The organism is Chitinophaga flava, from assembly GCF_003308995.1.
GTDB classification, from domain to species: Bacteria; Bacteroidota; Bacteroidia; order Chitinophagales; family Chitinophagaceae; genus Chitinophaga; species Chitinophaga flava.
The window spans coordinates 280,981-306,160 of the sequence record NZ_QFFJ01000002.1 but is presented as its reverse complement, the minus strand read 5'-3'; the positions used below and the strand labels follow the sequence as shown (position 1 = coordinate 306,160).

The window sequence follows — 25,180 nt, the reverse complement described above, 5'->3', positions numbered from 1 at the left end:
CACCTTTGCTGCGTCATAATGAATGAACCTACTAAGCTTGCAATAACTGCTTAATTTTAAAACAGAAGCCACCGCATATGCAGATTGATGCATTTACGGTGGCTTCGCCTATTTTAGTCAGATAAGAAACTATTCTTCCATCATCTCCATCACCATCTTCACTACGTCTTCTGTATTAGGTTTGGAGAAATAATCGCCGTCAGAACCATAAGCAGGACGGTGAGCTTGCGCACTCAGCGTACGAGGCGCCACATCCAGCCAACGGTAGCCACCCTGTTGTTCCATTACCTGCTGGAACATAAAGGCAGTGCCACCTCCCGGTACGTCTTCATCAATAAAGGCGATACGGTTGGTTTTCTGCAGTGATTTCACAATACTGTGATGAATATCAAAAGGCAGTAAGGTCTGCACATCTATCAGTTCGCAGGAGATACCCATTTCTTCCAGTGTTACAATGGCTTCCTCCACGATACGGGTCATGGAGCCATAGGTCACCAGGGTTACATCGGCACCTTCTTTCAGTACTTCCGGTATGCCCAGCGGTACGGTAAAGGTTTCCAGGTTGGAAGGCAGTTTTTCCTTCAGCCGGTAACCGTTGAGTGATTCGATCACCAGTGCCGGCTCGTTGGCCTGCAGCAAGGTATTGTACATACCGGCTGCCTGCACCATGTTGCGGGGCACGCATACGTTCATACCTCTGAGAGAGTTGATGATCATGCCCATCGGTGAACCACTATGCCAGATACCTTCCAGGCGATGCCCACGGGTACGCACGATGATGGGGCAATGCTGAATACCTTTGGTACGATACTGCAGGGAAGCTACATCATCGCTGAGCGGCTGCAGTCCGTACAGCAGATAGTCGAGATACTGAATTTCGGCTATCGGGCGCAGTCCGCGGAGGGCCATGCCAATGCCCTGTCCCATGATGGTAAGTTCACGTATACCGGTATCGGTTATACGCAGAGATCCGTGTTTCTGCTGTAAACCGGCAAAGGCCTGGTTTACGTCACCGATCTTACCCACATCTTCACCAAAAGCAAATACTTTCGGGTTGTTGGAGATCAGCTGGTCGAAATATTTATTGAGCACTTCATACCCGTTCAGTGTGATGGCGTCTTCGTTGTAGGCCGCCGGCACTACTGGCACGTTCAGTATGGAATTAGCACCTGTAGCGTGCAGGTAGGAATTGTAGTTTTCTTTTTCTGCCTGGAGATAGTTATTGTAATACTGTTGCAAAGCCTGCACAACAGGATCTGCTTTCAGTGCTTTGTGTTTTACCAGGATGATGGAAGCGGCTTTCAGGATATCCCTGCGCTGCGGTTCGCGGTTGGCCTGCAACTCACGCACCTGCTGAGATACCAGTTCAGCGTTGGCACCTGCAACATCGGCAACCGGAGTGGCCAGTGCTATAAAATGCTGTACTTCCGCTTTGATAGGGGTGATATATTTTTCCCAGGCGGCCTTACGGGCATCCTGTGAAGTAGTTTTGGCTTCTGCTTCAATATTCACCAGTGTTTCCTCATCACACAAAGCGTTTTCAAGGATCCATGATCTCATTTTGAGATTACAGTCAAAATCCTTCTCCCAGGACAAGCGTTCCTTGCTTTTGTAACGCTCGTGGGAACCGCTGGTGGAGTGGCCCTGCGGCTGCGTGATCTCTTCCACATGGAAGAGGGCGGGCACATGTGTTTCGCGTATTTTGCGGATGGCCGCTTCAAACACTTCACACATACCGGCGTAATCCCAGCCTTTTACATTGTAGATATCAAAACCATTGGTGCCATCTGTTTTCCGGAAACCTTCCAGTGCTACACTGATGGAGTTTTTGGTGGTTTGGTATTTACGCGGTACGGAGATACCATAACCATCATCCCATACAAATACAGCCAGTGGCACCTGCAATACACCCGCAGCATTCATGGATTCCCAGAAATGGCCTTCGGAGGTAGAGGCGTCACCGATAGTAGCGAAACAGATTTCGTTACCGTTATCGGAGAGCTGTTTGAGATCATGGAGCGCTTCCACTTCACGGAACATTTTGGAAGCATAGGCCAGACCTACGGAGCGGGGCATCTGCCCGGCAGTAGGCGCCATGTCTGCAGCGGAGTTTTTCATGTCCGCGAGATTGAGCCAGGTACCATCCTTATCGAGGTTGGGCGTAGCGAAATGTGAGTTCATTTGCCGGCCACCGGAAAAAGGATCGTGCTGTTGATCAGGATCAGCGTATAACTGGGAAAAGAATTGTTCGGGAGTAGCGATACCAGTGGCAAACGCAACAGTCTGGTCGCGGTAATAACCGGAGCGGAAGTCGCCAGGCTTGAAGTATTTGGACATCGCCACCTGCGCCACTTCCTTACCATCCCCGAAAATGCCAAATTTAGCCTTACCCGTGAGAACTTCTCTGCGGGCCAGCAAACTAACTTCCCTGCTTACACAGGCCAACCTGTAGTCATTTAACACTTCCTTACGGAACTCTTCGAATGACAACCGGCTTTCTATATTCATAGATAGTGCTTTATTTTCTATCATGCCTATTGGTTAAAGCACAAAAGTAAGGTTAATTATACAGTTGAAAAATCACAAGCCATACCCCATTTAAAATAATCTGATTTTTTTTAATAACATTTTAATAAATTACAAGGTTACTATTACTTTTTGGCCGTAAATTTGTTTCTGGTCAAAAAGAAATTTATATTTTTTAACCAGTTGTGCTAAAACCATCATATGAAAATGAAAAAATTCATCTTGTCCCTATTCGCCAGCTTGTTGATTACTACAGCTTTGTGGGCACAGTCACAGACAAATCCGGCAGATACAAAAGTTAAATTTGCCAAAGAAACTGTGGACTTCGGAAAAACAGCTTTAAACAAACCAGTAACTGTTGATTTCGAGTTCACTAACATCTCAAAAGAACCAATTTTGATTGAAGCTGCTCGCGCAAGCTGCGGCTGCACTACACCTAAATGGACTCAGGAGCCTATCCTGCCAGGCAAAAAGGGTAAAATCACTGCTAACTACAGTGCCAACGGTTTAGGCCAGCAGAACAAAACCATCTGGGTGAAGTTCAAAGGCGTTGACCAGGACAAAGAACTGCACCTGACTGGTACAGTAGCCAATAACTAGTCTTATTGTCAGCACAATATTTAAGAGGCTGTCTCATAAGAGGCAGCCTTTTTTATTGCTATACGCCCCACTTTTGTTGCCCTGCCTAACCCCTATCTTCCCTATCTTTGCAAGGCAAAAGATCAAAACAATTTTATGCCTACCATTAGCCAGAGAGGCGTGCAAATGCCGCCATCTCCCATCAGAAAACTTGTTCCCTTCGCCGAAGCAGCCAAAAAAAGAGGTGTGAAGGTATATCATCTGAATATCGGACAACCTGATATTGAGACACCGAAACCTATCCTTGATGCTGTACGGCATACTGATTTCAAGGTTCTGGAATATAGCCACAGCGCGGGTAATGAGAGCTATCGCCGTAAACTGGTGACTTATTACGATCGGTTCAATATTTCCCTGAACCACAACCAGATCATTGTCACCACCGGTGGTTCCGAAGCGATTGTGTTTGCGTTTATGGCTTGCCTGGATCCGGGAGACGAGGTAATCGTTCCTGAGCCTTTTTATGCGAACTATAATGGTTTTGCCGTAGAAGCGGAGATTAAGATCAAAACCATTACCGCCAGCATTGAAACAGGTTTTGCCTTACCGGCCATGTCTGCTTTTGAAGCGGCTATCACGCCACGTACGAAGGCAATATTGATTTGCAATCCTAACAATCCTACTGGCTATCTGTACAGTCAGGAAGAGATGGAAGTATTGAAACAGCTGTGTCTGAAACATAACCTGTTCCTGTTCTCCGATGAGGCTTACCGGGAATTCTGTTATGCCGGCACCCATTTTTCAGCGATGAACCTGGAAGGCATGGATGACAATGTGATCCTGATGGACACTATTTCCAAGCGTTATAGCGCCTGTGGTGGCCGTATTGGAGCTTTTGTTACCAAGAACCAGGCAGTACTGGACGCAACGATGAAATTTGCCCAGGCCAGACTGAGCCCTCCTTCTTTTGCACAAATTGCAGGTGAAGCAGCTGTGGATCTGCCACTGGATTATTTCGATGGTATTAAGGCTGAGTACCAGCGTCGTCGTGATGTACTGGTGGCTGGCCTGAATGCGATTCCTGGCGTGTTCTGTCCTAATCCAGGTGGTGCATTTTATGCCATGGCCAGCTTGCCGATTGATGATTCCGACAAGTTCTGCCAATGGATGCTGGAATCCTTTGAACATGAAAAACAAACGGTGATGTTATCTCCGGCAACCGGCTTTTATGCTACGCCAGGACTGGGTAAGCAGGAAGTGCGGCTGGCTTATGTATTGAATCAGGACGATATTCGTCATGCAATAGTTTGCCTGGAAAAAGCACTGGAAGTTTATCCTGGCCGTACCAACAAATAATTATTCGAAAAAACCAGGAGTTATGAAATGTGAAGGTTGAAAACAAAATATATTATAAATAATTTAATATTTGTTTTTGTCCAATAAAACACGATTTTTTAACATTGAACTCTTGGTTTTTTCATATTTTATTTTGTACATTTGATACAGAATAACAAAAAGAACAGAAAAAATTCAAAAATAAAAATATTTACATATACGATAGATTGCAAGATCTAAACTTGTTTAAGAAAAATTTAACCTGCAGAATTTCAACAAACGTTTTTTTGGAGCGAACTTTGAATCCACAATACAGCAAGAGAATTATCAGCAATCTGTAAAAAGTATAAAGCTTACTAAAACGTTTTAGCAAAATATCGTATTTTTGTATCAGTTTTTCATAACGTGGAATTTATAAAGGCAAACGGCTCTGATCACAGAGCCGTATTTTTTTGTCCTAACTAACCAATTTTTGCCTGAAAACTGCCGAAAATCATCATTTTGGTCTTGTCAACCAAAATTTTCATCCTGCTAATTCACTATTACACACCTTTTTTTTATAATATTGTTATGTAATAAAACGGCGGAAAAGCTAATGCCTAATCGCATAGTATTTTCGTTTGTTTTCATAACGTGGAATTTTAAAATGCAACGGTCCCGATTCCTCGGGACCGTCTCAGTTATATACAGTCTTATTCAGAAAAAAATCTGCCTTATTTTTTATTGGCTTTGATCATTTCAAAGAAATCATCAAACAGATAGCGGGAATCGAACGGACCAGGTGTGCTTTCCGGGTGGTATTGTACGGAGAAAGCTGGTTTGTTCTTGATACGGATCCCTTCTACGGTATTATCGTTCAGGTTAATGTGGGTCACTTCCACCTGTTCGCTGGCAGCAACAGCAGCAGCGTCCACTGCAAAACCGTGGTTCTGGGTAGTGATCTCGCACAGACCTGTTTTGAGATTTTTCACCGGATGGTTCAGACCGCGGTGACCGTGGTGCATTTTGTAAGTAGGGATACCGTTGGCCAGGGCCAGCAGCTGATGTCCGAGACAGATACCAAACAGTGGCCTTTCAGCAGCCAGGATCTGTTTTACGGTTTCTACCGCATATTTCAGCGGAGCCGGATCACCAGGACCGTTGGAGATAAAGTAAGCGTTGGGTTTGAATTCTTCGCATACCTCGAATTTGGTGTCGGTAGGGAATACTTTCAGATAAGCACCTTTTTCAGATAAACATTTCAGCATGTTTCTCTTCACACCGTTGTCCATCACCGCAATGCGGATTTCGGCGTTGGGATCACCTACGGTATAAGGTTCTTTGGTGGTCACTTCCTGGCAAAGAGCCAATCCTTCCATGGAAGGAACCTTAGCCAGCTCAGCCTTCAGTTTTTCCACATCCAGGGTTTCGGAAGAGATGATGCAGTTCATAGCACCTTTACTACGGATATGTGATACCAGTGCACGGGTATCCACATCATAGATGGCCACCAGGTTGTTATCGGTCAGGAACTTCTCCAGGGATTCATCGGCCATTTTCCTGGAATAGTTGTACGCGATATTTTTCGCAATCAGACCACTTATCTTCACACTGCCGCTCTCTACGTCCTCTTTCTTAGTGCCGTAGTTGCCGATATAGCAGTTGTTCATGATAAGTACCTGTCCTTTGTAAGAAGGGTCTGTAAACACTTCCTGGTAACCCGTCATACCGGTATTGAAAGCTAACTCACCGGCGGCAGTGCCAATTTTCCCAAAAGCTTTTCCCTGAAAAACCGTACCGTCGTCGAGCAACAGTATGGCAGGCTGGATGGTTCTTGTCTGAGGCATTTCTGGTATCTGTTCTTGTTTTATATTTTAAAAAAAACCTTCAAGGGTCTATGGGCCCTGAAGGTTCGGATAAAAAACCGTGCAAAGTTATGAAATGCAAGGTTTAAATGCAGATTTTTTTTGCCTTTACTGACCGTTTATTTAATTTTTAACGATTTAAGTACCCTTTGAGCGACCTGAGGCGCCACTGCATCATCGTCGCGGTAGCGGATCAGGATCTCCCAGCGACTCTTCCCTTTTACCACTACCAGGTTCTGGAATGCCAGCCTGATCCCGCCTTTGTAGAGGTAATTACCTTCCTCCAGTTTGCCCGACATACCGGAAATCAGCACCGGTATAGATTTGGAGTGGATATCGGAGAGGTCGTCCTGCTGTGTGGTACGCCGCGTGTCATCCTCTGCGTTTTCCAGGTTATTCGCCACATTTTCCCAGTAGCTGTACATGTTTACTGTTATCTGTATGCCTCCCCCCTCTTCATTCCGGTAGCTTTTGGCATATTCGGTCACTTTAGCGATTTCCGGGGCCAGGGCCTGATCATGTATCCATAGTTTGACAGGGGTACTTATTTCTAGTGCCTGACGGCCGATAGTGGCAGTTTGCCAGCTGGAATACAGATAGGATTTAGGCACTTTGGCGTACAGTAACGTAAACACCGCCCTTTTACCGAATAGTGTGCCGGCAGTGGCCAGCAGTACCAGTACCAGAGAGAAAAAGACAATGACTTTTCCCTTGTTGGCGGGCTGCAGCTGTTTTTTGAGCCAGATGGCAGTTTTGTTGGGCTTTTTTTCTTTTATGGAGATGCCTACCGATTGCTGATATTCAGAAAAAGAACCCAGTGGATGGGCTTTACGCCAGTCGGCGAAGGTATTGGGTAGTTTTTTACCGCAGTTGTCACAAAAGGTAAGGTATTCAGATTTCAGGGCATTGGTGTGCGAACAGGTATCGCATTGCAGGTATTTCATAGGTAGATGGATTAGGTTATGGTCTTTTCCCGTGGGAAACGCGGTATAATATTACAAAATAAATACATTTATTTAGACATAAAAAAAGGACAAAGCGATGCTTTGTCCTTTTTTGTATCGTAATATAAAATTACTCAGCTGATTTTTCTTCAGTGGCATCAGCAGCTTTCTCTGCACCAGCAGCGTCAGCTTTCTTTTTGGCACCACCAGCACGACGGGTTTTCTTAGCAGCAGCTTTTTCTGTTGGAGCACCGTAGATTTCGTTGAAATCAACCAGCTCAATCAGGGCTACTTCTGCATTATCCCCAAAACGTTTACCCAGCTTAATGATACGGGTGTAACCACCAGGACGGTTAGCTATTTTTTCGCTGATCGTACCGAACAGTTCAGTGATAGCTTCTTTGTCCTGCAGGTAGCTGAACACGATCCTACGGTTGTGAGTAGTATCGGATTTACCTCTTGTCAGCAGCGGCTCAACATAAACGCGCAGGGCTTTAGCCTTAGCGAGAGTAGTGGTGATACGTTTGTGGCTGATCAATTCGCAAGCCAGATTGGACATCAGGGCTTTACGGTGAGAGGCTGTTCTGCTTAATTTGTTTAATTTAACTCCGTGACGCATGACATTTTTTGTTTTACCCTTACACCGTGTCAGGAATTGTAAGGTACTTATTAAAAATAAAGGATGCCTTGCAAATGGTTGTCATCCGCAAGGCATCTGGTATTGTTCGATTATTCTTCTTCAAGTTTCAGTTTGGACAGATCCATACCGAAGTGGAGGCCTCTTTCGCCCAGCACTTGTTCGATTTCGCTGAGGGATTTCTGACCGAAGTTTCTGAATTTCATCAGTTCTTCCTGCTCGTACTGTACCAGTTCGCTCAGAGAGTTGATTTTAGCTGCTTTCAGACAGTTGAATGCACGTACGCTCAGATCGAGATCTTCGAGTGGTGTTTTCAGTATCTTACGCAGTTGCAGTGTTTGTTCATCTACCACATCTTCTTTTTCAGCGTCTTTGGTATCAAAGCTGATGTTTTCATCGGTGATGATCATCAGGTGCTGGATGAGGATACGGGAAGCTTGTTTTACTGCTTCTTCCGGGTGAATGGTACCGTCTGTGATAACTTCCATGATGAGTTTCTCATAGTCGGTTTTTTGTTCCACACGGGTGTTTTCTATGCTGTACTTTACGTTTTTGATTGGCGTAAAGATAGAGTCGATAGCGATGTAGCCGAATACTGCATCTTTGGGTTTGTTTTCCTCAGCTGGCACGTAACCGCGGCCTTTGCCGATGGTCAGTTCGATATCCAGTTTGGCAGAAGGGTCCAGGGTGCAGAGCAGCAGCTCAGGGTTCATGATCTGGAAAGCGCTGGTGGCTTTTTCGATCATGTCTGCGCGGAATTCTGTTTTCCCTTTGATGGACAGCGTGATCTTTTCGTTTGCTACATCGTTTTCAGCGATCTTCTTAAACCGAACCTGTTTGAGGTTCAGGATGATCTCGGTAACGTCTTCAGTAACACCTCTCAGTGTAGCGAACTCATGATCAGCACCTTCAATTTTTATACCCACAATGGCATAGCCCTCCAAAGAAGACAACAGTACGCGACGCAACGCATTACCGACAGTCACAGCATAACCTGGTTCTAATGGACGGAATTCGAATTGAGCTTCAAAGTCGGTAGACTTCTGCAATACGATCTTATCAGGTTTCTGGAAATTTAAAATTGCCATTGATATGATAGATTTATTAGTTTAAATATGAAGTTAGTCCATGGCATAAGCCATGGACTAATATTTATTACTTAGAGTACAATTCTACAATCAGTTGTTCCTTGATATTCTCAGGAACGCTCTCTCTCTCAGGATAAGCAATGAATACGCCTTTCATTTCTTTCTCATTCCAGTCCAGCCAGCTGAATTTAGGATTTTTACCACGAATAACGCTGGTCAGAGCGGAATTGTTGGCAGTTTTGTTTTTCAGGCTGATTACATCACCTGGTTTCAGTTGGAAGGAAGGAGTGTTTACCACGATACCGTTAACGGTGATGTGTTTGTGGGAAACCAGCTGACGGGCAGCAGGGCGGGAAGGTGCGATGCCCAGACGGAAAACAGTGTTGTCCAGACGTGCTTCCAGCAATTTGATCAATACTTCACCGGCAACACCTTTTCTACGGGTAGCTTCGTCAAACAGGTTGCGGAATTGTTTTTCCAGCAGACCGTAAGTGTACTTCGCTTTTTGTTTTTCTCTCAGCTGTGTTGCGTATTCGCCTAACTGTTTACGTTTGCGGTTAGCACCGTGCTGACCCGGAGGGTTGCTGTTTTTACCTAAATATTTACCATTACCTAAAATGGGTTCGCCAAAAATTCTGGAAATTTTGGTCTTTGGGCCTGTGTACCTTGCCATGATTTAAATATACTTTAGATTTTTTAGTTAATGATGTATGCTCTTCAAAAAATCTGAAAACCTGATCATACACCCAATTTATAAATATAAATTACAAAGTCCAGATACCCAACTTCTATTGAAGCCCGGTATCTGGAATCTGTAAATATATAAAGCTATACTCTTCTTTTCTTAGGAGGACGGCAACCGTTGTGAGGTAAAGGCGTAACGTCTTTAATCATGCTCACTTCGATACCGGAGTTAGCGATAGCACGGATAGCGCTTTCACGACCAGCTCCAGGGCCTTTTACAAATACATCTGCTCTTTTCAGACCGGCGTCCATAGCAACTTTAGCGGCATCCTGCGCAGCCAGCTGAGCAGCGTACGGAGTGTTCTTTTTAGAACCTCTGAAGCCCATTTTACCAGCAGAAGACCAGGAGATAACCTGACCATGTTTGTTGGTGATGCTCACAATAATGTTGTTAAAGCTGGCGGAGATGTGTACGTCTCCGTAGTTATCTACTTTTACTACCCTTTTTTTACTAGCAGCAGTTTTTGTATTATTTGCTTTTGCCATAGTTATTTAAATTCCAAATATGAAATTCCAGATCCCAAATCTTCCGATCAATGTTGATATTGAAACCAAACCCCACGTTTGGAATTTGGGATTTCAACCTGGGATTATTTATTATTTCTTAGTTGCTTTTTTCTTACCAGCCACTGTCTTACGTTTACCTTTGCGGGTACGGCTGTTGGTACGTGTACGCTGACCTCTCACCGGTAAGCCTTTCCTGTGACGCAGACCGCGGTAGCAAGCGATATCCAGCAGACGCTTGATATTCATTTGCACTTCAGAACGCAGCTGACCTTCTACCTTAAACTCGCCGTTGATAATGTTACGGATGGCAGCTTGGTCATCGTCATTCCAATCCTTCACTTTCTTGTTTACATCAATTTCCGCCTTGTTCAGGATATATTGGGCGGTAGAACGGCCTATACCGAAGATATAGGTGAGGCCAATTTCTCCTCTTTTATTTTTAGGAAGATCTATACCGGCTATACGTGCCATATTTATATTTTAGATTTTATGATTCTGATTAAAAAATCAAATTCCGTCCGGGGCACTATTAACCCTGGCGTTGTTTGAAGCGAGGGTTCTTTTTGTTGATCACCAACAGAACACCTTTTCTACGAACTATTTTACAATCCGCACTTCTTTTTTTGATTGCAGCTCTTACCTTCATGATTATTATTTTATAAAAGGTTATATTTTTTGTTAATTACTCTGCCTGACTTCACAAATCCGCTCCTCGCCTATTTGTATCTGAAAATTATACGGCCTCTTGACAAATCGTATGGGCTCATTTCCACGCCCACCTTATCTCCTGGCAGAATGCGTATATAGTGCATTCTCATCTTTCCAGAAATGGTGGCCAGGATCTCGTGCCCATTTTCCAGTTTTACACGGAACATAGCGTTTGACAAGGCTTCTAATATAATTCCATCCTGTTTAATGAGTGCCTGTTTTGCCATAAAAATTTTTAGGACTGCAAAGATAGCATTTATCTTTTGAAATAGAAAAATTTACCTGAATTATTATTAATATTGCCGATCCGGGTATCAATGCCTGTCAATCGTTATTTAAAACCCCTTAACTATGAACCAAATACACTAATAGTTTTTAGTAATTTGAATTCAGCTCCGGGTTATTTTTTTCTGCTTTTTCGATTTCAGTAAAGGAAGACAACACATCTGCCCTTCCTTTTCCTACTGCCACGGTATGCTCGAAATGTACGGAAGGACTTTTATCACGGGTAGCCACTGTCCATCCATCTTCCAGGTATTCCACGTCTTTGCTGCGCAGGTTGATCATCGGTTCGATGGCGATCACCAGTCCTTCTTTCATCACAGGCCCGCTGCCACGTTTACCATAGTTAGGCACCTGCGGATCTTCGTGGAGGTTACGGCCCAGGCCATGCCCTACCAGTTCCCTTACGACGCCATATCCGCGTTCTTTTTCGGTATATTCCTGTATTGCATAGGAGATATCACCAACCCGGTTGCCTACAATGGCCTTTTCGATGCCTTTGTACAGGGAAGCCTTGGTAGCCCCCATAAGGCGGCGTATATTCTCTGCTACGTTGCCGATACCAAAGGTATAAGCGCTATCGGCATGGAAACCGTTCATATATACGCCTACGTCTACGGTGAGGATATCACCGTCTTTCAGCACATATTTGTTGGGTATACCGTGTACCACTTCCTCGTTCACAGAAATACAGCAGGCATTGGGGAAGCCTTTATAGTTTTTAAAGGAGGGCACAGCCCCGTTTTCCACAATAAACCTGTCGGCCACAGCGTCTACATCGAGGGTGCTCATGCCGGGCTTCAGGGCTTTGGCCACTTCTGCCAGGGCTGCACTGAGGAGGAGTGCGCTTTTGCGGATCAGCTCTATTTCTTCCTTCGTCTTATAATGAATCATCTTTAGTAAACTTTTGCTGTCAGCTCTTTCAGGGCGGTTATAAAACCGCGGGAGCTGGCGGCTTTAACAAAATATAATAGCCACCAAAGCGTAGAAGCTTCTGTGGCTATTTTATTGCGTTTGTCGGAACGGGCTTTTAAGACCCACAGACAATTACTTATGCATTAGCCGGGGCTGTTCTGCCCTTGATACGGCCGGTGCTCATGAGGCCATCGTAGTGGCGCATCAGGAGCTGGCTTTCGATCTGCTGCAAAGTATCCAGGATAACACCTACCATGATGAGCAGGGAGGTACCACCGAAGAAGGTGGCGAAGTTGCTGTTAACCTTGAATGCTGCAGCCAGGCCTGGCATGATACCCACGAGGGCCAGGAAAAATGCGCCCGGGAGGGTAATGCGGTCCATCACAGCACCGATATAATCGGCGGTAGCTTTTCCTGGTTTAACACCGGGAACGAAACCATTGTTGCGTTTCATTTCATCCGCCATTTGAGTGGGGTTGAAAATCAGCGCAGTATAGAAGTAAGTGAATACAATCACGAGTACAGCATAGATCAGGTTGTACCAGCCATTGGTATGGTCACTGAAAACACGGATGAAACCGGAAGCGCTTTCAGAGTTGGTAGCAAAACCGATCGCTGTAGCAGGGATGAACATGATAGCCTGGGCAAAGATGATAGGCATTACACCGGCTGCATTCACCTTGAGGGGGATGAACTGGCGTACACCACCATACTGTTTGTTGCCCACAATACGTTTGGCGTAGTTAACGGGTATTTTCCTGGTACCTTGTACGAGCAGGATCAGACCCACGGTAATCATGATAAAGACTGCAATTTCAATCAGGAAGAGGATCGGACCACCGGAGCCTGCCACTTTGCTGGAGAATTCAGCGATGATGGCTTGCGGAAGGCGGGCGAGGATACCCATCATGATGATAATGGAAGTACCGTTACCGATACCTTTATCTGTGATCTTTTCACCCAGCCACATTACAAACAGGGTTCCTGCTGTAAGGACGATGGTGGTAGAGAGCCAGAAGAAGAAGGTACCATATTCGGGTATAATAGCGCCACCTGACTGATTACGCAGATAAGCTACGTAAGCACTTGCCTGGAATCCGGTTACCAACACAGTAAGTATGCGGGTATACTGATTGATTTTTTTACGTCCGCTTTCACCTTCCTTCTGCAGTTTCTGGAAATAAGGTACAGCTATGGTTAACAGCTGAATAGCAATTGACGCAGAAATGTAGGGCATGATACCCAGTGCAAAAATGGAGGCCCTTGAAAACGATCCACCGGCAAACATGTTTACCAGTCCCAGAATTCCCTGGTTAGAATTTTTTTCAAAGTTAGTGAGCGCGTTTGCATCAATACCGGGCAAAGCTATATAAGATCCCACACGGTAAATGAGGACCAGGAGCAGGGTAGTTAAGATGCGATTACGCAGGTCCTCGATACTCCAGATATTCTTAATCGTTTCGATAAATTTCTTCACAGGAAGATAAAGGTTTAATAGCGCTATTAAATATGAAAAGACGCACTACTCCGTAGGCGTCTCCTCAGTCGTAAAGTCTTATACCAGTTCTACTGATCCACCTGCAGATTCGATGGCCTGTTTAGCTTTCTCACTAATCGCGTTCACTTTAACAGTCACCTTGGTTTTCAGTTCGCCATTAGCCAGTATCTTAACTTTGGCGGTTCTGTTAACCAGGCCGTTCATGTACAGGTTTTCGAGATTGAATTCCTGCAGGCCATATTTTTCAACGAGATGATCGAGCTGACCCAGGTTGAAGATGGTGTATTCCTCACGGTTGTTGTTTTTGAAACCGCGTTTAGGCATACGGCGCTGGATAGGCATCTGGCCACCTTCAAAGCCTCTTTTACTGGCGTAACCGGCGCGTTGCTGGATACCTTTGTTACCTTTTGTAGAGGTACCACCTTTACCGGAAGCCTCACCACGTCCGAGACGTTTTTCTTTATGTACGGCGCCTTGTGCAGGCTTTAATGAATGCAGATTCATAATTAATTGTTTTTACTTACGCGGAAATTAACCGCTCGCATTAAATATAAAAAAGTGTCTTTGTAAAGATACAAATGTAAAAGTAAGATTGTCAACGGACAATCCCACAGCAGTGTTACTTAAATTAAGCGTTAACTGCTTCTACTTTTACCAGATGGTCTACTTTACGAACCATTCCCAGGACCTGAGGAGTAGCTTCTACCTCAACAGTAGCGTTCATTTTAGTCAGCCCCAGTGCCTTCAAGGTCAGTTTCTGCCTTTCAGGACGGTCTATACCACTTTTCACTTGAGTGATCTTAATCTTTGCCATAAATCCCTATCCGCCATTGGCGGAGTAATTTAATTGTTAATAATGAGTGTCAATATATCCCATGAGATATATGTTTTCTGAAGGTTGAACCTTATGAAAGGATTAACCGTTGAAAACTTTCTTCAGGGAAACAGTTCTGGTTCTAGCTACGCTGATTGGTTCGCGTAACATGCCCAGTGCTTTGAAAGTAGCTTTAACCACGTTGTGCGGATTGGCAGAACCCAGGGATTTAGCCAAAACGTCCGTAACGCCAGCGCTTTCCAGTACTGCACGCATAGAACCACCCGCGATCACACCTGTACCATGAGCAGCAGGTTTGATCAATACTTTGGCAGCACCTTCTTTAGCAAACTGGTCGTGAGGGATAGTACCGTGCATAACAGGAACCTTGATCAGGTTCTTTTTAGCATCGTCTATACCTTTGGTGATAGCCTGTTGTACTTCTTTAGCTTTACCAAGACCGTGACCAACAACGCCGTTTTCGTTACCTACTACTACCAGAGCGGAGAAACTGAAAGTACGACCGCCTTTGGTGGTTTTAGTAACACGGTTGATCGCTACCACTTTTTCTTTCAGCTCCAGATCACCGGCCTTTACTTTATTGAATGAATTCTTTGCCATTTTGTTTTATAAGAATTACTTGTTCAGAATGATAAAATTCGGATCCAGGAATTAGAACTGGAGACCGCCTTCTCTTGCGCCGTCCGCTACACTTTTAACGCGGCCATGATATAAATATCCGCTTCTGTCGAAAATGCATTTGGTGAGGCCTAAAGCAACGGCTTTCTGAGCCAGGGCAGCGCCTACCATTTTGGATTTTTCGGATTTGGTACCAGACTGTGCCTTGATATCCTTATCACGGGAAGAAGCTGATGCCAGGGTAGTACCGTTGGTATCATCGATCAGCTGTACATAGATATCGCTGTTGCTGCGAAACACAGATAATCTCGGTGTTCTGGCAGTACCGGAGATCTTTTTACGGATACGGTAGCGGATTTTATCCCTTCTGCTAACTTTTGTGCTCATTGTTGAGTTTTATTTTGTTTATCCCGATGCTGCCGGGATATATTGTTAAAACCAGCTAATCAGCCATTGGCTGATCAGCTGGTTAAAAAAATTATTTACCTGCTGACTTACCAGCTTTCTTGCGAACCACTTCATCACTGTAGCGAACACCTTTACCTTTGTAAGGCTCTGGTTTGCGGAGGCTACGGATTTTAGCCGCTACCTGGCCCAGCAGTTGGTTGTCGATACCTTCCAGCATAATTTTAGGGTTCTGACCTTTTTCAGTCAGGGTAGCCACTTTCAATTCTTTTGGAATTTCGATGATGATATTGTGAGAGTAACCCAGAGCCAGATCCAGCAGCTGACCATTGTTGGCAGCTTTGTAACCCACACCCACGAGTTCGAGTTGTTTTTTGAAGCCTTCAGTAACACCAACCACCATGTTGGAGATCAGTGCGCGGTACAGACCGTGCAGTGCTTTGTGGCGGATCTGGTCAGTAGGACGAACTACAGTCAATACTCCGTCTTTCACCTCTACTTTCAGGTCTCTGTCGATGGATCTTTTCAGTTCACCTTTAGGACCTTTTACGGTTATTTCATTAGCAGGGGAAACAGTAACAGTAACACCGCTTGCTAATTTGATAGGAGCTTTACCTATACGTGACATAACTTGAGTTTAAGTATATTTTTGATATTGTTTGATCGGTTATCCGTGTTCAGCGCCGTATAGAAAGCTTAATTGTCAGATAGCCGTTTGGGTTTACAGGTAGCATAACCACCTGTAAACCAATATATTAATAAACGTAGCAAACTACTTCGCCGCCTACGTTCTGAGCTTTAGCTTCTTTGTCGGTCATTACACCTTTGGAGGTGGAGATGATAGCCACGCCGAGGCCATTTTTAACGCGTTTGAAGTCTTCCGGTTTAGCGTACTGACGCAGACCTGGACGGCTGATGCGTTGCAGTTCCTTGATAGCGGGCTCTTTAGTTTGAAGATCGTATTTCAGGGCGATTTTGATAACGCCTTGTTTGTTATCTTCTTCAAATTTGTACTTCAGGATATAACCTTTGTCGTACAGAATTTCTGTGATACGTTTTTTCAGCTTGGAAGCTGGAATTTCCACGATCCTGTGAGTGGCCATTTGCGCGTTCCGGATTCTGGTCAGGAAGTCTGCTATTGGATCAGTAACCATTGTTTAAATAGTTTGATAATGTTTACAATGCGATATCCAATCGAAAAAGATGGGAATCAAATAACTTAAATGATGATTCAGATAACCGGTCGTTACCAGTTATCCAAATCAGGGAATTACCAGCTGGCTTTTGTTACGCCAGGGATTTTACCTGCGAGTGCCAGGTCGCGGAACATGTTCCTGCAGAGGCCGAAGTGACGCATGTATCCTTTAGGACGACCGGTCAGCTGGCATCTGTTTTTCAGACGAACAGGAGAAGCGTTTTTAGGAAGTTGATCCAGTGCCATGTAGTCACCGGCAGCTTTCAGGGCAGCACGCTTTTCAGCGAATTTTGCTACCATGGCTTCTCTTTTCCTTTGTCTGGCTTTTACGGATTCTTTTGCCATAATTATATTATCGTTTCGAATTACTGATTATCTTTTTTCATATTCCTGAACGGCATACCCATTTCTTTCAGCAGCTCGTAAGCTTCTTCGTTGGTTTTAGCCGTAGTAACGAAAGTGATATCCATACCGGACATTTTTGTTACTTTATCGATATCGATCTCAGGGAAGATGATTTGTTCGGTGATACCCATGGTGTAGTTACCGCGACCGTCGAAAGCTTTTTCGTTAACACCTTTGAAGTCACGTACACGAGGCAGGGATACAGATACCAGGCGGTCCAGGAAGTCGAACATATTGGTGCTGCGCAGTGTTACGCGGGCGCCGATAGGCATGTTTTTCCTGAGTTTGAAGTTGGAGATATCTTTTTTGGACAGGGTAGCTACTGCTTTCTGGCCAGAGATACGGGTCATTTCATCTACAGCGATGTCAACCAGTTTTTTATCACCTACTGCGCCATTGATACCCTGGTTCAGGCAAATTTTTACCAGACGGGGAACTTCCATTACGCTTTTGTAAGCGAATTTCTTCATCAGCGCAGGAGCCACTTCGTCGAGGTATTTTTTCTGCAGTCTTGGAGTATATTTAGTGTTAGCCATTATTTAATTACCTCCCCTGATTTTTTAGCGATACGAATTAATTTACCGTTTTCCCGCTGTCTGTTTACACGGGTAGGTTTACCAGCTTTGGCATCCCACAGCATCACGTTGGAGATAGCAATCGGAGCTTCCTGCTTTACGATACCACCTTTGGTGTTCTGAGCAGTAGGCTTGGTATGCTTGGTAATAATGTTAACGCCTTCTACAAGAACGCGGCCTTTGTCTGGGTGAACTTCCAGCACTTTGCGTGCTTTAGTCCTGTCCTTGTCGTCGCCGGCAATCACCGCAACCAGGTCGCCCTTCTTAATGTTGAATTTAGGCTTAAATCTAGTTTTCATCACTTTGATTTATTTATAAACGCCAAGCGAAACAGTTGTTTCGCTTGATTAATGTTTTGTCGTTTTGCAAACGGGCTGCAAAGATAAGAAATATTTTGACATTTATCCATTTTGGTATTCCTGAGAAAAACCCGGAATACCAAAATGGATAAATTAACAAATCTTATAATACCTCAGGAGCGAGGGAGATAATTTTCATATAACCCTTGTCTCTCAGTTCACGGGCAACCGGACCGAAAATACGGGTACCGCGTGGTTCGTCTGAGTTGTTGAGGAGTACAACGGCGTTATCATCGAAACGGATATAAGATCCGTCTTTACGACGTAATTTATTTTTGGTTCTAACGATTACGGCTTTCGTAACCATACCTTTTTTTGCGCCACCACCAGGAATAGCATCCTTTACAGTCACCACAATTTTATCGCCCACTTTAGCGTAGTCCTGACCGGAGTTACCCAACACGCGGATGCAAAGAACTTCTTTTGCACCACTGTTGTCTGCGACACTCAGTCTTGATTCTTGTTGTATCATCGTAATGAGTTTGTTGTTTTATCAGCGGCTGGCACCGGGTTGGCCGGCAGCAGCTTGAAACAAATAATAAATTATTTTACTTTTTCGATAACTTCTACCAGTCTCCAGCATTTGTTTTTGCTCATAGGACGGATTTCCGCGATTTTCACGGTATCACCGATGCTGCACTCGTTTTTATCGTCGTGCGCCATGAACTTGGTAGTTTTTTTAACGAATTTACCATAGATAGGGTGTTTCACTTTACGTTCCACCTTAACAGTAATGGTTTTATCCATTTTGTTGCTGGACACCACACCAATCCTGGTTTTTCTTAATTTTCTTTCGGTCGTCATTGTTGAAATATTTAATCCTCCGGGGGGAGGTAAATTTTGTTATACGAATGCTTAGAAGCCCAGTTGTTTTTTACGCAGTTCGGTTTGCATACGTGCGATATCGCGTCTCACAGAGCGGATGCTCATGGGATTTTCGATAGGCGTAATTGCGTGACCGAATTTCATTTTCTTCAGGCGCAGCTCTTCTGCAGATATTTTCTCTTGGAGCTCCTGAATGTTCAGGCCTTTCAGATCCAGCTTTTCTTTTGCCATTGTATTTTATTTGTTCCGATTGCAGCGGGGGCTGCAGGCGGGGGAATATTTTGTAATTGATTGTAATTAAGCAACGTAGTCGCGGCTGGTTACAAATTTTACTTTAATGGGCAGTTTTTGAGCTGCGAGTTCCATTGCTTCTTTCGCTACCTGTAAAGGAACGCCATCAGCTTCAAATAAAATTCTACCTGGTTTTACTACTGCTGCCCAATGGTCAGGAGCACCTTTACCTTTACCCATCCTTACTTCCAATGGTTTGGCAGTGATAGGTTTGTCAGGGAATATACGGATCCATACGTTACCTTCACGTTTCATATGCCTTGTGAGGGCTACACGAGCAGCTTCAATCTGCCTGTCGGTGATCCACTTAGGTTCTAATGCTTTAAGACCGAATGTACCAAAGGAGAGGGTAGCGCCTCTTTTAGCGTTCCCTTTGATGCGGCCTTTGTGCATCTTCCTATGTTTCACTCTTTTTGGCTGTAACATCGTCTATATTGTTAATGTTAATAGTAATTGTTAATGATTGCTTTGCCAACAGAGATTATCTGCGGCCACCGCCACGGTGTTCACCACCGCCTCTTCTTTCGCCACCACGATCTCTTCTCTCTCCACCGTGTTCTCTTCTTTCGCCACCGTGTTCACGTCCACCACCGCGGTTATCACCTTCTTTACCGCTCAGTAAGTTAGGGTTCAGATCGCGTTTACCCAGTACTTCACCTTTACAGATCCATACTTTGATACCGATTTTACCATATACAGTCAAAGCGAACAGGGAAGCGTAGTCGATGTCCATGCGGTAAGTATGCAGGGGCACACGACCTTGTTTCACTTCTTCCGCACGGGCGATTTCAGCACCACCCAGACGGCCGCTTACTTTAATTTTGATACCTTCAGCTCCCATTCTCAGTGCAGTAGCGATCGCCATTTTGATAGCACGTTTGTAGTTGATACGGCTTTCAATTTGTTTAGCGATAGTTTCAGCAACGATATTGGCATCCATCTCAGGGCGACGGATTTCGAGGATATTGATCTGTACGTCTTCTTTACCAGTCAGTTTTTTCAGTTCTTCCTTGATACGATCAACTTCGTTACCACCTTTACCTATGATGATACCTGGTTTGGAAGTATGCACAGTAACGATCAACTTACCTAAAGTTCTTTCAATCACAACTCTGGAGATGCCGCCTTTGTTGATACGGGCATTCAGATAAGTTCTGATCTTGTTATCTTCGATCAGTTTGGTAGCAAAATCTTTTTTGCTGCCATACCAATTAGAGTCCCATCCTCTGATGATACCTAACCTGTTACCAATAGGATTTGTTTTCTGACCCATGTTCTGGTTATTTGTCTATTAGTTTAAATAGTTTTAATTTCTATCTCTTTGGTATGAAACGCTTACTGTGCATTTTTACCATCTACCACAATCGTAACGTGGTTACTTCTCTTGCGGATACGGTAACCTCTACCTTGTGGAGCAGGACGCATTCTTTTCAGGGTGCGGCCGCCATCCACGAAGATGGTTTTAACGATCAGATTCGCATCTTCAACCCGGGCACCTTCATTCTTCACTTTCCAGTTTGCGATAGCAGATACCAGCAGTTTCTCTAAAGGAACGCTGGGGTGCTTTGGATGGAATTTCAAAATATTCAAAGCTTTTTCCACATCCAGACCACGAATTAAGTCTGCCAGCAAACGCATTTTGCGGGTAGATGTAGGATTATTATTCAGCTTAGCTACTGCTTCCATTGTTATTAATTTCTTTTATTATTTAATGTCTGACGCCTGGTGCTTGAGATTGGGTTGAGCCTTCCTCAAACCTCAAACCTCAGACTATAATTTACATTTTCTTGTTAGCGTGTCCTCTGAAGTTACGTGTAGGAGCAAATTCGCCCAGTTTGTGGCCAACCATAAATTCCGTTACATAAACCGGAATGAATTTGTTGCCATTGTGTACGGCGAAAGTGTGACCAACGAAATCAGGAGTGATAGTTGAACGACGGCTCCAGGTTTTGATAACGGTACGCTTGGTGCCAGCGTTCATTTTAACGATTTTATTCTCTAATTTCTGGTCTACGTAAGGACCTTTTTTTATGGAACGAGCCATGTCTACTTATTTATGATTTTTCCAATTTCGGGTCCCGGGATTAGCGGGACCCGAATTCCGAAATATTATAATTTTTTACCGTTTTTCCTGCTGATGATCAGTTTATCAGAGCTCTTATGCGGTTTTCTGGTTTTCAGACCTTTCGCATATTTACCTGTTCTGGATCTAGGATGGCCTCCGGAAGATTTACCTTCACCACCACCCATCGGGTGATCTACAGGGTTCATAGCCACACCACGGTTGCGGGGGCGGATACCTCTCCAACGGTTAGCACCTGCTTTACCGATAGACTGCAGGGCGTGGTCGGAGTTGGAAACAGTACCTACAGTAGCCATACAGGTGTTCAGCACTTTGCGCAGTTCACCAGAAGGCATTTTCAGTACAGCGTATTTTTCTTCCTTGTTGGACAGCTGGGCATAGGCACCGGCGCTTCTTGCGATAGCACCACCTTTACCAGGCTGCAACTCGATGTTGTGAACAACAGTACCCAGTGGCATGTTTTTCAGCGGCAGCGCGTTACCTACTTCAGGAGCAGCGTTTTCACCGCTAACAACGATACCACCAACCTGCAGACCTTGCGGAGCGATGATATAACGTTTTTCACCGTCTGCATAGCTTAACAGCGCGATGAAAGCACTACGGTTCGGATCGTATTCGATCGATTTAACAGTAGCTGGGATATTTACTTTTTCACGTTTGAAGTCTACTACACGGTAGGCTTTTTTGTGACCGCCACCGATGTAGCGCATAGACATCCTACCTTGAGCGTTTCTACCACCGGATCTTTTAGCGGGCTCGAGCAGGCTTTTTTCGGGAGTATCCGTGGTCAGCTCAGCGTAAGCGTTGCCTATTTTCCAGCGGGTACCGGCCGTCATTGGTTTGAACTTCTTCAGTGCCATTACTTCCTAAAAAGTTAAATGTTATTGATAATTATTAATTGATGATCTGCATATACATCCATCTTCCGGCTGTTTAGGCCGGAAAGGCACTACATGTTAGCATACAGATCTATAGTTTCACCAGCTGCGAGGGTGATGATCGCCTTTTTGTAAGACGGTTTTTTCCCTGCGATGAAGCCAGCTTTAGTAAAGCGGAATTTTGCTTTACCTGGCATTACGGCAGTATTAACATCCTGTACAGACACACCGTAGAATTCTTCCACTGCTTTTTTGATCTCCAGTTTGTTGGCTTTTTTGTCAACAATGAAGTAGAAGCGGTTGAATTTTTCGGTGGATTTGTTCACCTTTTCGGATACTACCGGTTTGATTAAAACGTCTGAAAGTTTCATCTTCTTATAGCTTATAGCTTTTAAGCCGTGAGCTTGTAGCTTTGTTATTTAATTGGTTTTCAACCCTTACGCTTCTGCAGGCTCTTCGGTGAAGATTTTAGCAGCGCTTTCTGTGAACACGATGTAGTTGCTGTTCATGATATCGTAAGTATTGATATCGCTCAGCATAGCACCGTCAACAGTAGGGATGTTTCTTAAAGACAGATAAACATTGTCATTGTATTCCGGAGTGACGAACATAGTCTTCTTACCGTCTACATTGATGTTGAGGTTCTTTAAGATACCAACGAATTGTTTGGTTTTAGGAGCCTGGAGAGCCAGATCTTCAACGATGATGATGCTGTTTTCCTTAGCTTTTACTGACAGGGCAGAGATCTTAGCGAGATCTTTTACTTTTCTGTTCAGTTTGATACCCCAACCGTGAGGTTTAGGTCCGAAGATGGTACCACCACCTTTATAGAGCGGGTTACGGATGTTACCTTTACGGGCACCACCAGTACCTTTTTGTTTGTGCAGTTTACGGGAAGCACCTTTTACTTCAGCTCTGGTTTTTACCTTGTGAGTACCCTGACGCTGAGCGGCGAGATACTGTTTAACAGCCAGGTAGATCACGTGGTTGTTAGGTTCCACACCAAAGATCTCTTCAGGAAGTTCGATAGACCTTCCGGTTTTCTTACCTTCTATATTTAAAATATCAACTTGCATGTTACTTCTGGATTAAAACGATTGAACCATTGTGGCCGGGAACGGAACCACTTACCAGGATATAATTCTTTTCAGGGAATATTTTCAGGATTTTCAGCCCTTTCACTTTCACTCTTTCGTTACCTGTCTGGCCGGCCATACGCATACCCTTGAAAACGCGGGAAGGATAAGAGGAACCACCAACAGAACCAGGAGCTCTGCTTCTGTCGTGCTGACCGTGGGTAGCTTCACCCACACCGCTAAATCCGTGGCGTTTAACAACACCCTGGAAGCCTTTACCTTTGGAAGTGCCTACAACGTCAACGGACTCACCTTCAGCGAAGATTTCGCAGGTGATTGATTCACCGAGGGCTTTCAGTACGTCTGGATTACGGAATTCTTTAACAAAGCGTTTGGGAGAGGTGCTTGCTTTCGCGAAGTGATTAAGCTCAGCTTTTGTAGTGTGTTTTTCTTTCTTGTCGCCGAAAGAAACCTGAATTGCATTGTAACCATCTGATTCCAGGCTTTTTACCTGAGTTACAACGTTGGGACCTGCTTCGATAATGGTACAAGCAGTTTGCTTACCATTGGCCTCGAAGATACTGGTCATACCAATCTTTTTACCAATAATACCTTTCATTTTTTATATGATTTTACCCAGCGCCTGGGGGATTTCTAGCTATCCCCAGGATGGGCGGTTTAAATACTTTATTGGGCGGCCGCCCAGAAGGCGCGACCTATGTGTTTTTGTTAAAATTGTTACTAACTGATAATCAATCAGTAACCATAAATCAATAAAAGGCGGGCCTTTTGCCCAGCCTTGCTGTTGTCCTTATGCTTTAATTTCAACTTCTACGCCAGAAGGTAAATCCAGCTTACTCAGTGCATCAACGGTCCTGGAAGAGGAGGTATAGATATCCAGTAAACGTTTGTGAGTGCAGAGCTGGAACTGCTCGCGCGCTTTCTTATTTACGTGCGGAGAACGCAGTACCGTAAAAATTTTCTTCTCTGTAGGTAAAGGAATTGGACCTGTTACCACGGCGCCCGTGTTACGCACGGTTTTAACGATCTTCTCAGCAGACTTATCTACCAGGTTATGATCGTAGGACTTCAGCTTGATTCTTATTCTCTGAGACATATGCAATGAACTTCTTCAGTGTTTTTTCCCGTTACAAATTGGGAGGGCAAAGGTAACCCGGTTTTTTTTAATTGGCAAATAATTCTCAGGAAAAAAATAAAAGAAGCCTGGCAAACTATGCCATGGTCACGGAAAGGGGGATTATGGAGAGAGGATTTTTATGAAATTAAACCTCCGAAAACATTCATTTTGTGCGTATTAAGTCTTACGCTTAGTTGACATGCTGATTTCGACAAATATAGGAAAACAAAAATCAAAACAAAAAATTTTTAGTTCCGCTTAGCGGGATTCCGGAGTCGGAGTAAAAAGTAGCAGCATAAGTAGCAATGGTACAAAAAGAAAACCGCCTCATTCTGCCATTTGAAGCTGTAGCAAAATGAAGCGGTTTCTGAATTAGTTTAAAGCAGATACAGTAGTACCCGAATCCTCTTACAAAGGTTTAGTATTACCAATACCACCTAATAAAGATTTCAGCAGGTTTAAAATCAGGGTCAGCAGTTGATTGAGCAAATCCATGGTTTATAGGTTTTCAAGATGAATGCCTACTCTATTGACTGGTTTTCGGCAATCCCAGTTGGAGCTTCAATATCCGGGACCGAATTTAATGGCTATCCCTCAATACGCATGAGTTCATTTCATTCATTATCATCGAATTTGGCCATCCTGTTCATTCCAATACTATAGCGGACTGGCGGCGATTCCCATCCAGTATCCGAAGCGGATTGGTAATAGCCTTGCATAGCAGCAAACTAACTTCTCTACTTCCCTTCCGGGCATAAAAAAAAGCTCCGGGCTACCTGTGGCCCGGAGCAATGCGTTGCAAGGGAAAAAAAGTGCACTTGTAGAGACTGATTCCCTTACGAGGGGATCATTAATTACAGACCTCCCAGCAGAGATTGCAGCAGTGCAAC

35 protein-coding genes are annotated in these 25,180 nt (G+C 44.3%); 2 read left to right on the top strand and 33 right to left on the bottom strand.

The annotated features are described in order from the left end of the window. Positions 1-129: 129 nt before the first annotated feature. Positions 130-2,532, bottom strand: coding sequence for an alpha-ketoacid dehydrogenase subunit alpha/beta (locus tag DF182_RS17580; protein WP_113617149.1), 2,403 nt, complete (start codon positions 2,530-2,532; stop codon positions 130-132). Between the two features lie 195 nt (positions 2,533-2,727). On the opposite strand from DF182_RS17580, the gene DF182_RS17575 reads away from it, so the two are divergent. Next, positions 2,728-3,126 carry a DUF1573 domain-containing protein gene (locus DF182_RS17575; RefSeq protein ID WP_245957481.1) on the top strand — a complete coding sequence of 133 codons (399 nt, stop codon included), beginning with the start codon at positions 2,728-2,730 and terminating at the stop codon, positions 3,124-3,126. 135 nt (positions 3,127-3,261) lie between these two features. Continuing rightward, entirely contained in the window at positions 3,262-4,461 is a 1,200-nt protein-coding gene (locus DF182_RS17570; protein WP_113617148.1) for a pyridoxal phosphate-dependent aminotransferase, read from the top strand. Between the two features lie 692 nt (positions 4,462-5,153). On the opposite strand, the gene carA is transcribed toward DF182_RS17570, so the two are convergent. From carA to rpsJ, 32 genes are all read right to left on the bottom strand, one after another. Continuing rightward, a complete protein-coding gene (gene carA / locus DF182_RS17565; RefSeq protein WP_113617147.1) occupies positions 5,154-6,266 on the bottom strand; it encodes a glutamine-hydrolyzing carbamoyl-phosphate synthase small subunit in 1,113 nt (370 codons plus the stop codon). 137 nt (positions 6,267-6,403) lie between these two features. Then, positions 6,404-7,228 carry a hypothetical protein gene (locus DF182_RS17560; protein ID WP_113617146.1) on the bottom strand — a complete coding sequence of 275 codons (825 nt, stop codon included), beginning with the start codon at positions 7,226-7,228 and terminating at the stop codon, positions 6,404-6,406. Positions 7,229-7,358: 130 nt separating this feature from the next. Further along, complete coding sequence (gene rplQ / locus DF182_RS17555) at positions 7,359-7,847, bottom strand: 50S ribosomal protein L17 (RefSeq protein ID WP_113617145.1); 489 nt, start codon at positions 7,845-7,847, stop codon at positions 7,359-7,361. Between the two features lie 110 nt (positions 7,848-7,957). Further along, positions 7,958-8,953: a DNA-directed RNA polymerase subunit alpha gene (locus DF182_RS17550; protein ID WP_113617144.1), complete on the bottom strand. Its 996-nt coding sequence runs from the start codon at positions 8,951-8,953 to the stop codon at positions 7,958-7,960. A 67-nt stretch (positions 8,954-9,020) separates the two neighbouring features. Then, positions 9,021-9,626: a 30S ribosomal protein S4 gene (gene rpsD / locus DF182_RS17545; RefSeq protein ID WP_113617143.1), complete on the bottom strand. Its 606-nt coding sequence runs from the start codon at positions 9,624-9,626 to the stop codon at positions 9,021-9,023. A 155-nt stretch (positions 9,627-9,781) separates the two neighbouring features. Next, the gene (gene rpsK / locus DF182_RS17540; RefSeq protein ID WP_078666997.1) at positions 9,782-10,183 is read right to left on the bottom strand and encodes a 30S ribosomal protein S11; all 402 of its coding nucleotides are present in this window, start codon (positions 10,181-10,183) and stop codon (positions 9,782-9,784) included. Positions 10,184-10,294: 111 nt separating this feature from the next. Further along, positions 10,295-10,675 carry a 30S ribosomal protein S13 gene (gene rpsM / locus DF182_RS17535; RefSeq protein ID WP_078666996.1) on the bottom strand — a complete coding sequence of 127 codons (381 nt, stop codon included), beginning with the start codon at positions 10,673-10,675 and terminating at the stop codon, positions 10,295-10,297. A gap of 58 nt (positions 10,676-10,733) precedes the next feature. Then, positions 10,734-10,850, bottom strand: coding sequence for a 50S ribosomal protein L36 (rpmJ, locus tag DF182_RS17530; protein ID WP_073083232.1), 117 nt, complete (start codon positions 10,848-10,850; stop codon positions 10,734-10,736). Between the two features lie 70 nt (positions 10,851-10,920). Continuing rightward, positions 10,921-11,139, bottom strand: a complete 219-nt coding sequence (infA, locus tag DF182_RS17525) for a translation initiation factor IF-1 (RefSeq protein ID WP_012789309.1) — start codon at positions 11,137-11,139, stop codon at positions 10,921-10,923. Positions 11,140-11,287: 148 nt separating this feature from the next. Continuing rightward, complete coding sequence (gene map / locus DF182_RS17520; protein WP_113617142.1) at positions 11,288-12,088, bottom strand: type I methionyl aminopeptidase; 801 nt, start codon at positions 12,086-12,088, stop codon at positions 11,288-11,290. A 157-nt stretch (positions 12,089-12,245) separates the two neighbouring features. Continuing rightward, on the bottom strand, positions 12,246-13,586 hold the full coding sequence (secY, locus tag DF182_RS17515; RefSeq protein WP_113617141.1) for a preprotein translocase subunit SecY: 1,341 nt from the start codon (positions 13,584-13,586) through the stop codon (positions 12,246-12,248). A gap of 78 nt (positions 13,587-13,664) precedes the next feature. Next, entirely contained in the window at positions 13,665-14,111 is a 447-nt protein-coding gene (rplO, locus tag DF182_RS17510; protein WP_113617140.1) for a 50S ribosomal protein L15, read from the bottom strand. A 124-nt stretch (positions 14,112-14,235) separates the two neighbouring features. Then, positions 14,236-14,421 (bottom strand): 50S ribosomal protein L30, encoded by a 186-nt coding sequence (gene rpmD / locus DF182_RS17505; protein WP_113617139.1) that lies wholly within the window; start codon positions 14,419-14,421, stop codon positions 14,236-14,238. A gap of 102 nt (positions 14,422-14,523) precedes the next feature. Further along, the gene (gene rpsE, locus DF182_RS17500; protein ID WP_113617138.1) at positions 14,524-15,042 is read right to left on the bottom strand and encodes a 30S ribosomal protein S5; all 519 of its coding nucleotides are present in this window, start codon (positions 15,040-15,042) and stop codon (positions 14,524-14,526) included. A gap of 51 nt (positions 15,043-15,093) precedes the next feature. Beyond that, positions 15,094-15,447 (bottom strand): 50S ribosomal protein L18, encoded by a 354-nt coding sequence (rplR, locus tag DF182_RS17495; protein WP_113617137.1) that lies wholly within the window; start codon positions 15,445-15,447, stop codon positions 15,094-15,096. Positions 15,448-15,538: 91 nt separating this feature from the next. Then, entirely contained in the window at positions 15,539-16,093 is a 555-nt protein-coding gene (rplF, locus tag DF182_RS17490; protein WP_113617136.1) for a 50S ribosomal protein L6, read from the bottom strand. A gap of 127 nt (positions 16,094-16,220) precedes the next feature. Further along, positions 16,221-16,619: a 30S ribosomal protein S8 gene (gene rpsH, locus DF182_RS17485; protein WP_113617135.1), complete on the bottom strand. Its 399-nt coding sequence runs from the start codon at positions 16,617-16,619 to the stop codon at positions 16,221-16,223. 116 nt (positions 16,620-16,735) lie between these two features. Next, positions 16,736-17,005, bottom strand: coding sequence for a 30S ribosomal protein S14 (rpsN, locus tag DF182_RS17480; protein WP_113617134.1), 270 nt, complete (start codon positions 17,003-17,005; stop codon positions 16,736-16,738). A 20-nt stretch (positions 17,006-17,025) separates the two neighbouring features. Continuing rightward, positions 17,026-17,601: a 50S ribosomal protein L5 gene (gene rplE / locus DF182_RS17475; RefSeq protein WP_113617133.1), complete on the bottom strand. Its 576-nt coding sequence runs from the start codon at positions 17,599-17,601 to the stop codon at positions 17,026-17,028. Then, positions 17,601-17,939: a 50S ribosomal protein L24 gene (rplX, locus tag DF182_RS17470; RefSeq protein WP_113617132.1), complete on the bottom strand. Its 339-nt coding sequence runs from the start codon at positions 17,937-17,939 to the stop codon at positions 17,601-17,603. The genes rplE and rplX overlap by 1 nt, the downstream gene beginning before the upstream one ends. 163 nt (positions 17,940-18,102) lie before the next feature. Further along, on the bottom strand, positions 18,103-18,471 hold the full coding sequence (gene rplN, locus DF182_RS17465) for a 50S ribosomal protein L14 (RefSeq protein WP_078666984.1): 369 nt from the start codon (positions 18,469-18,471) through the stop codon (positions 18,103-18,105). A 71-nt stretch (positions 18,472-18,542) separates the two neighbouring features. Then, the gene (gene rpsQ, locus DF182_RS17460) at positions 18,543-18,803 is read right to left on the bottom strand and encodes a 30S ribosomal protein S17 (protein WP_113617131.1); all 261 of its coding nucleotides are present in this window, start codon (positions 18,801-18,803) and stop codon (positions 18,543-18,545) included. Between the two features lie 51 nt (positions 18,804-18,854). Further along, positions 18,855-19,055: a 50S ribosomal protein L29 gene (rpmC, locus tag DF182_RS17455; protein WP_113617130.1), complete on the bottom strand. Its 201-nt coding sequence runs from the start codon at positions 19,053-19,055 to the stop codon at positions 18,855-18,857. A gap of 66 nt (positions 19,056-19,121) precedes the next feature. Continuing rightward, positions 19,122-19,541, bottom strand: a complete 420-nt coding sequence (gene rplP / locus DF182_RS17450; protein WP_078666981.1) for a 50S ribosomal protein L16 — start codon at positions 19,539-19,541, stop codon at positions 19,122-19,124. 55 nt (positions 19,542-19,596) lie between these two features. Then, on the bottom strand, positions 19,597-20,388 hold the full coding sequence (gene rpsC, locus DF182_RS17445; protein ID WP_113617129.1) for a 30S ribosomal protein S3: 792 nt from the start codon (positions 20,386-20,388) through the stop codon (positions 19,597-19,599). 62 nt (positions 20,389-20,450) lie between these two features. Continuing rightward, positions 20,451-20,801: a 50S ribosomal protein L22 gene (gene rplV, locus DF182_RS17440; RefSeq protein ID WP_078666979.1), complete on the bottom strand. Its 351-nt coding sequence runs from the start codon at positions 20,799-20,801 to the stop codon at positions 20,451-20,453. A 91-nt stretch (positions 20,802-20,892) separates the two neighbouring features. Beyond that, entirely contained in the window at positions 20,893-21,159 is a 267-nt protein-coding gene (gene rpsS / locus DF182_RS17435; RefSeq protein WP_113617128.1) for a 30S ribosomal protein S19, read from the bottom strand. A 65-nt stretch (positions 21,160-21,224) separates the two neighbouring features. Next, positions 21,225-22,058, bottom strand: coding sequence for a 50S ribosomal protein L2 (gene rplB / locus DF182_RS17430; RefSeq protein ID WP_113617127.1), 834 nt, complete (start codon positions 22,056-22,058; stop codon positions 21,225-21,227). A gap of 89 nt (positions 22,059-22,147) precedes the next feature. Continuing rightward, positions 22,148-22,447: a 50S ribosomal protein L23 gene (gene rplW, locus DF182_RS17425; RefSeq protein WP_113617126.1), complete on the bottom strand. Its 300-nt coding sequence runs from the start codon at positions 22,445-22,447 to the stop codon at positions 22,148-22,150. 66 nt (positions 22,448-22,513) lie between these two features. Then, the gene (gene rplD / locus DF182_RS17420; protein WP_113617125.1) at positions 22,514-23,152 is read right to left on the bottom strand and encodes a 50S ribosomal protein L4; all 639 of its coding nucleotides are present in this window, start codon (positions 23,150-23,152) and stop codon (positions 22,514-22,516) included. Between the two features lies 1 nt (position 23,153). Beyond that, positions 23,154-23,771, bottom strand: coding sequence for a 50S ribosomal protein L3 (gene rplC, locus DF182_RS17415; protein ID WP_113617124.1), 618 nt, complete (start codon positions 23,769-23,771; stop codon positions 23,154-23,156). A 192-nt stretch (positions 23,772-23,963) separates the two neighbouring features. Beyond that, positions 23,964-24,269 carry a 30S ribosomal protein S10 gene (rpsJ, locus tag DF182_RS17410; RefSeq protein ID WP_012789286.1) on the bottom strand — a complete coding sequence of 102 codons (306 nt, stop codon included), beginning with the start codon at positions 24,267-24,269 and terminating at the stop codon, positions 23,964-23,966. Positions 24,270-25,180 lie beyond the last annotated feature (911 nt).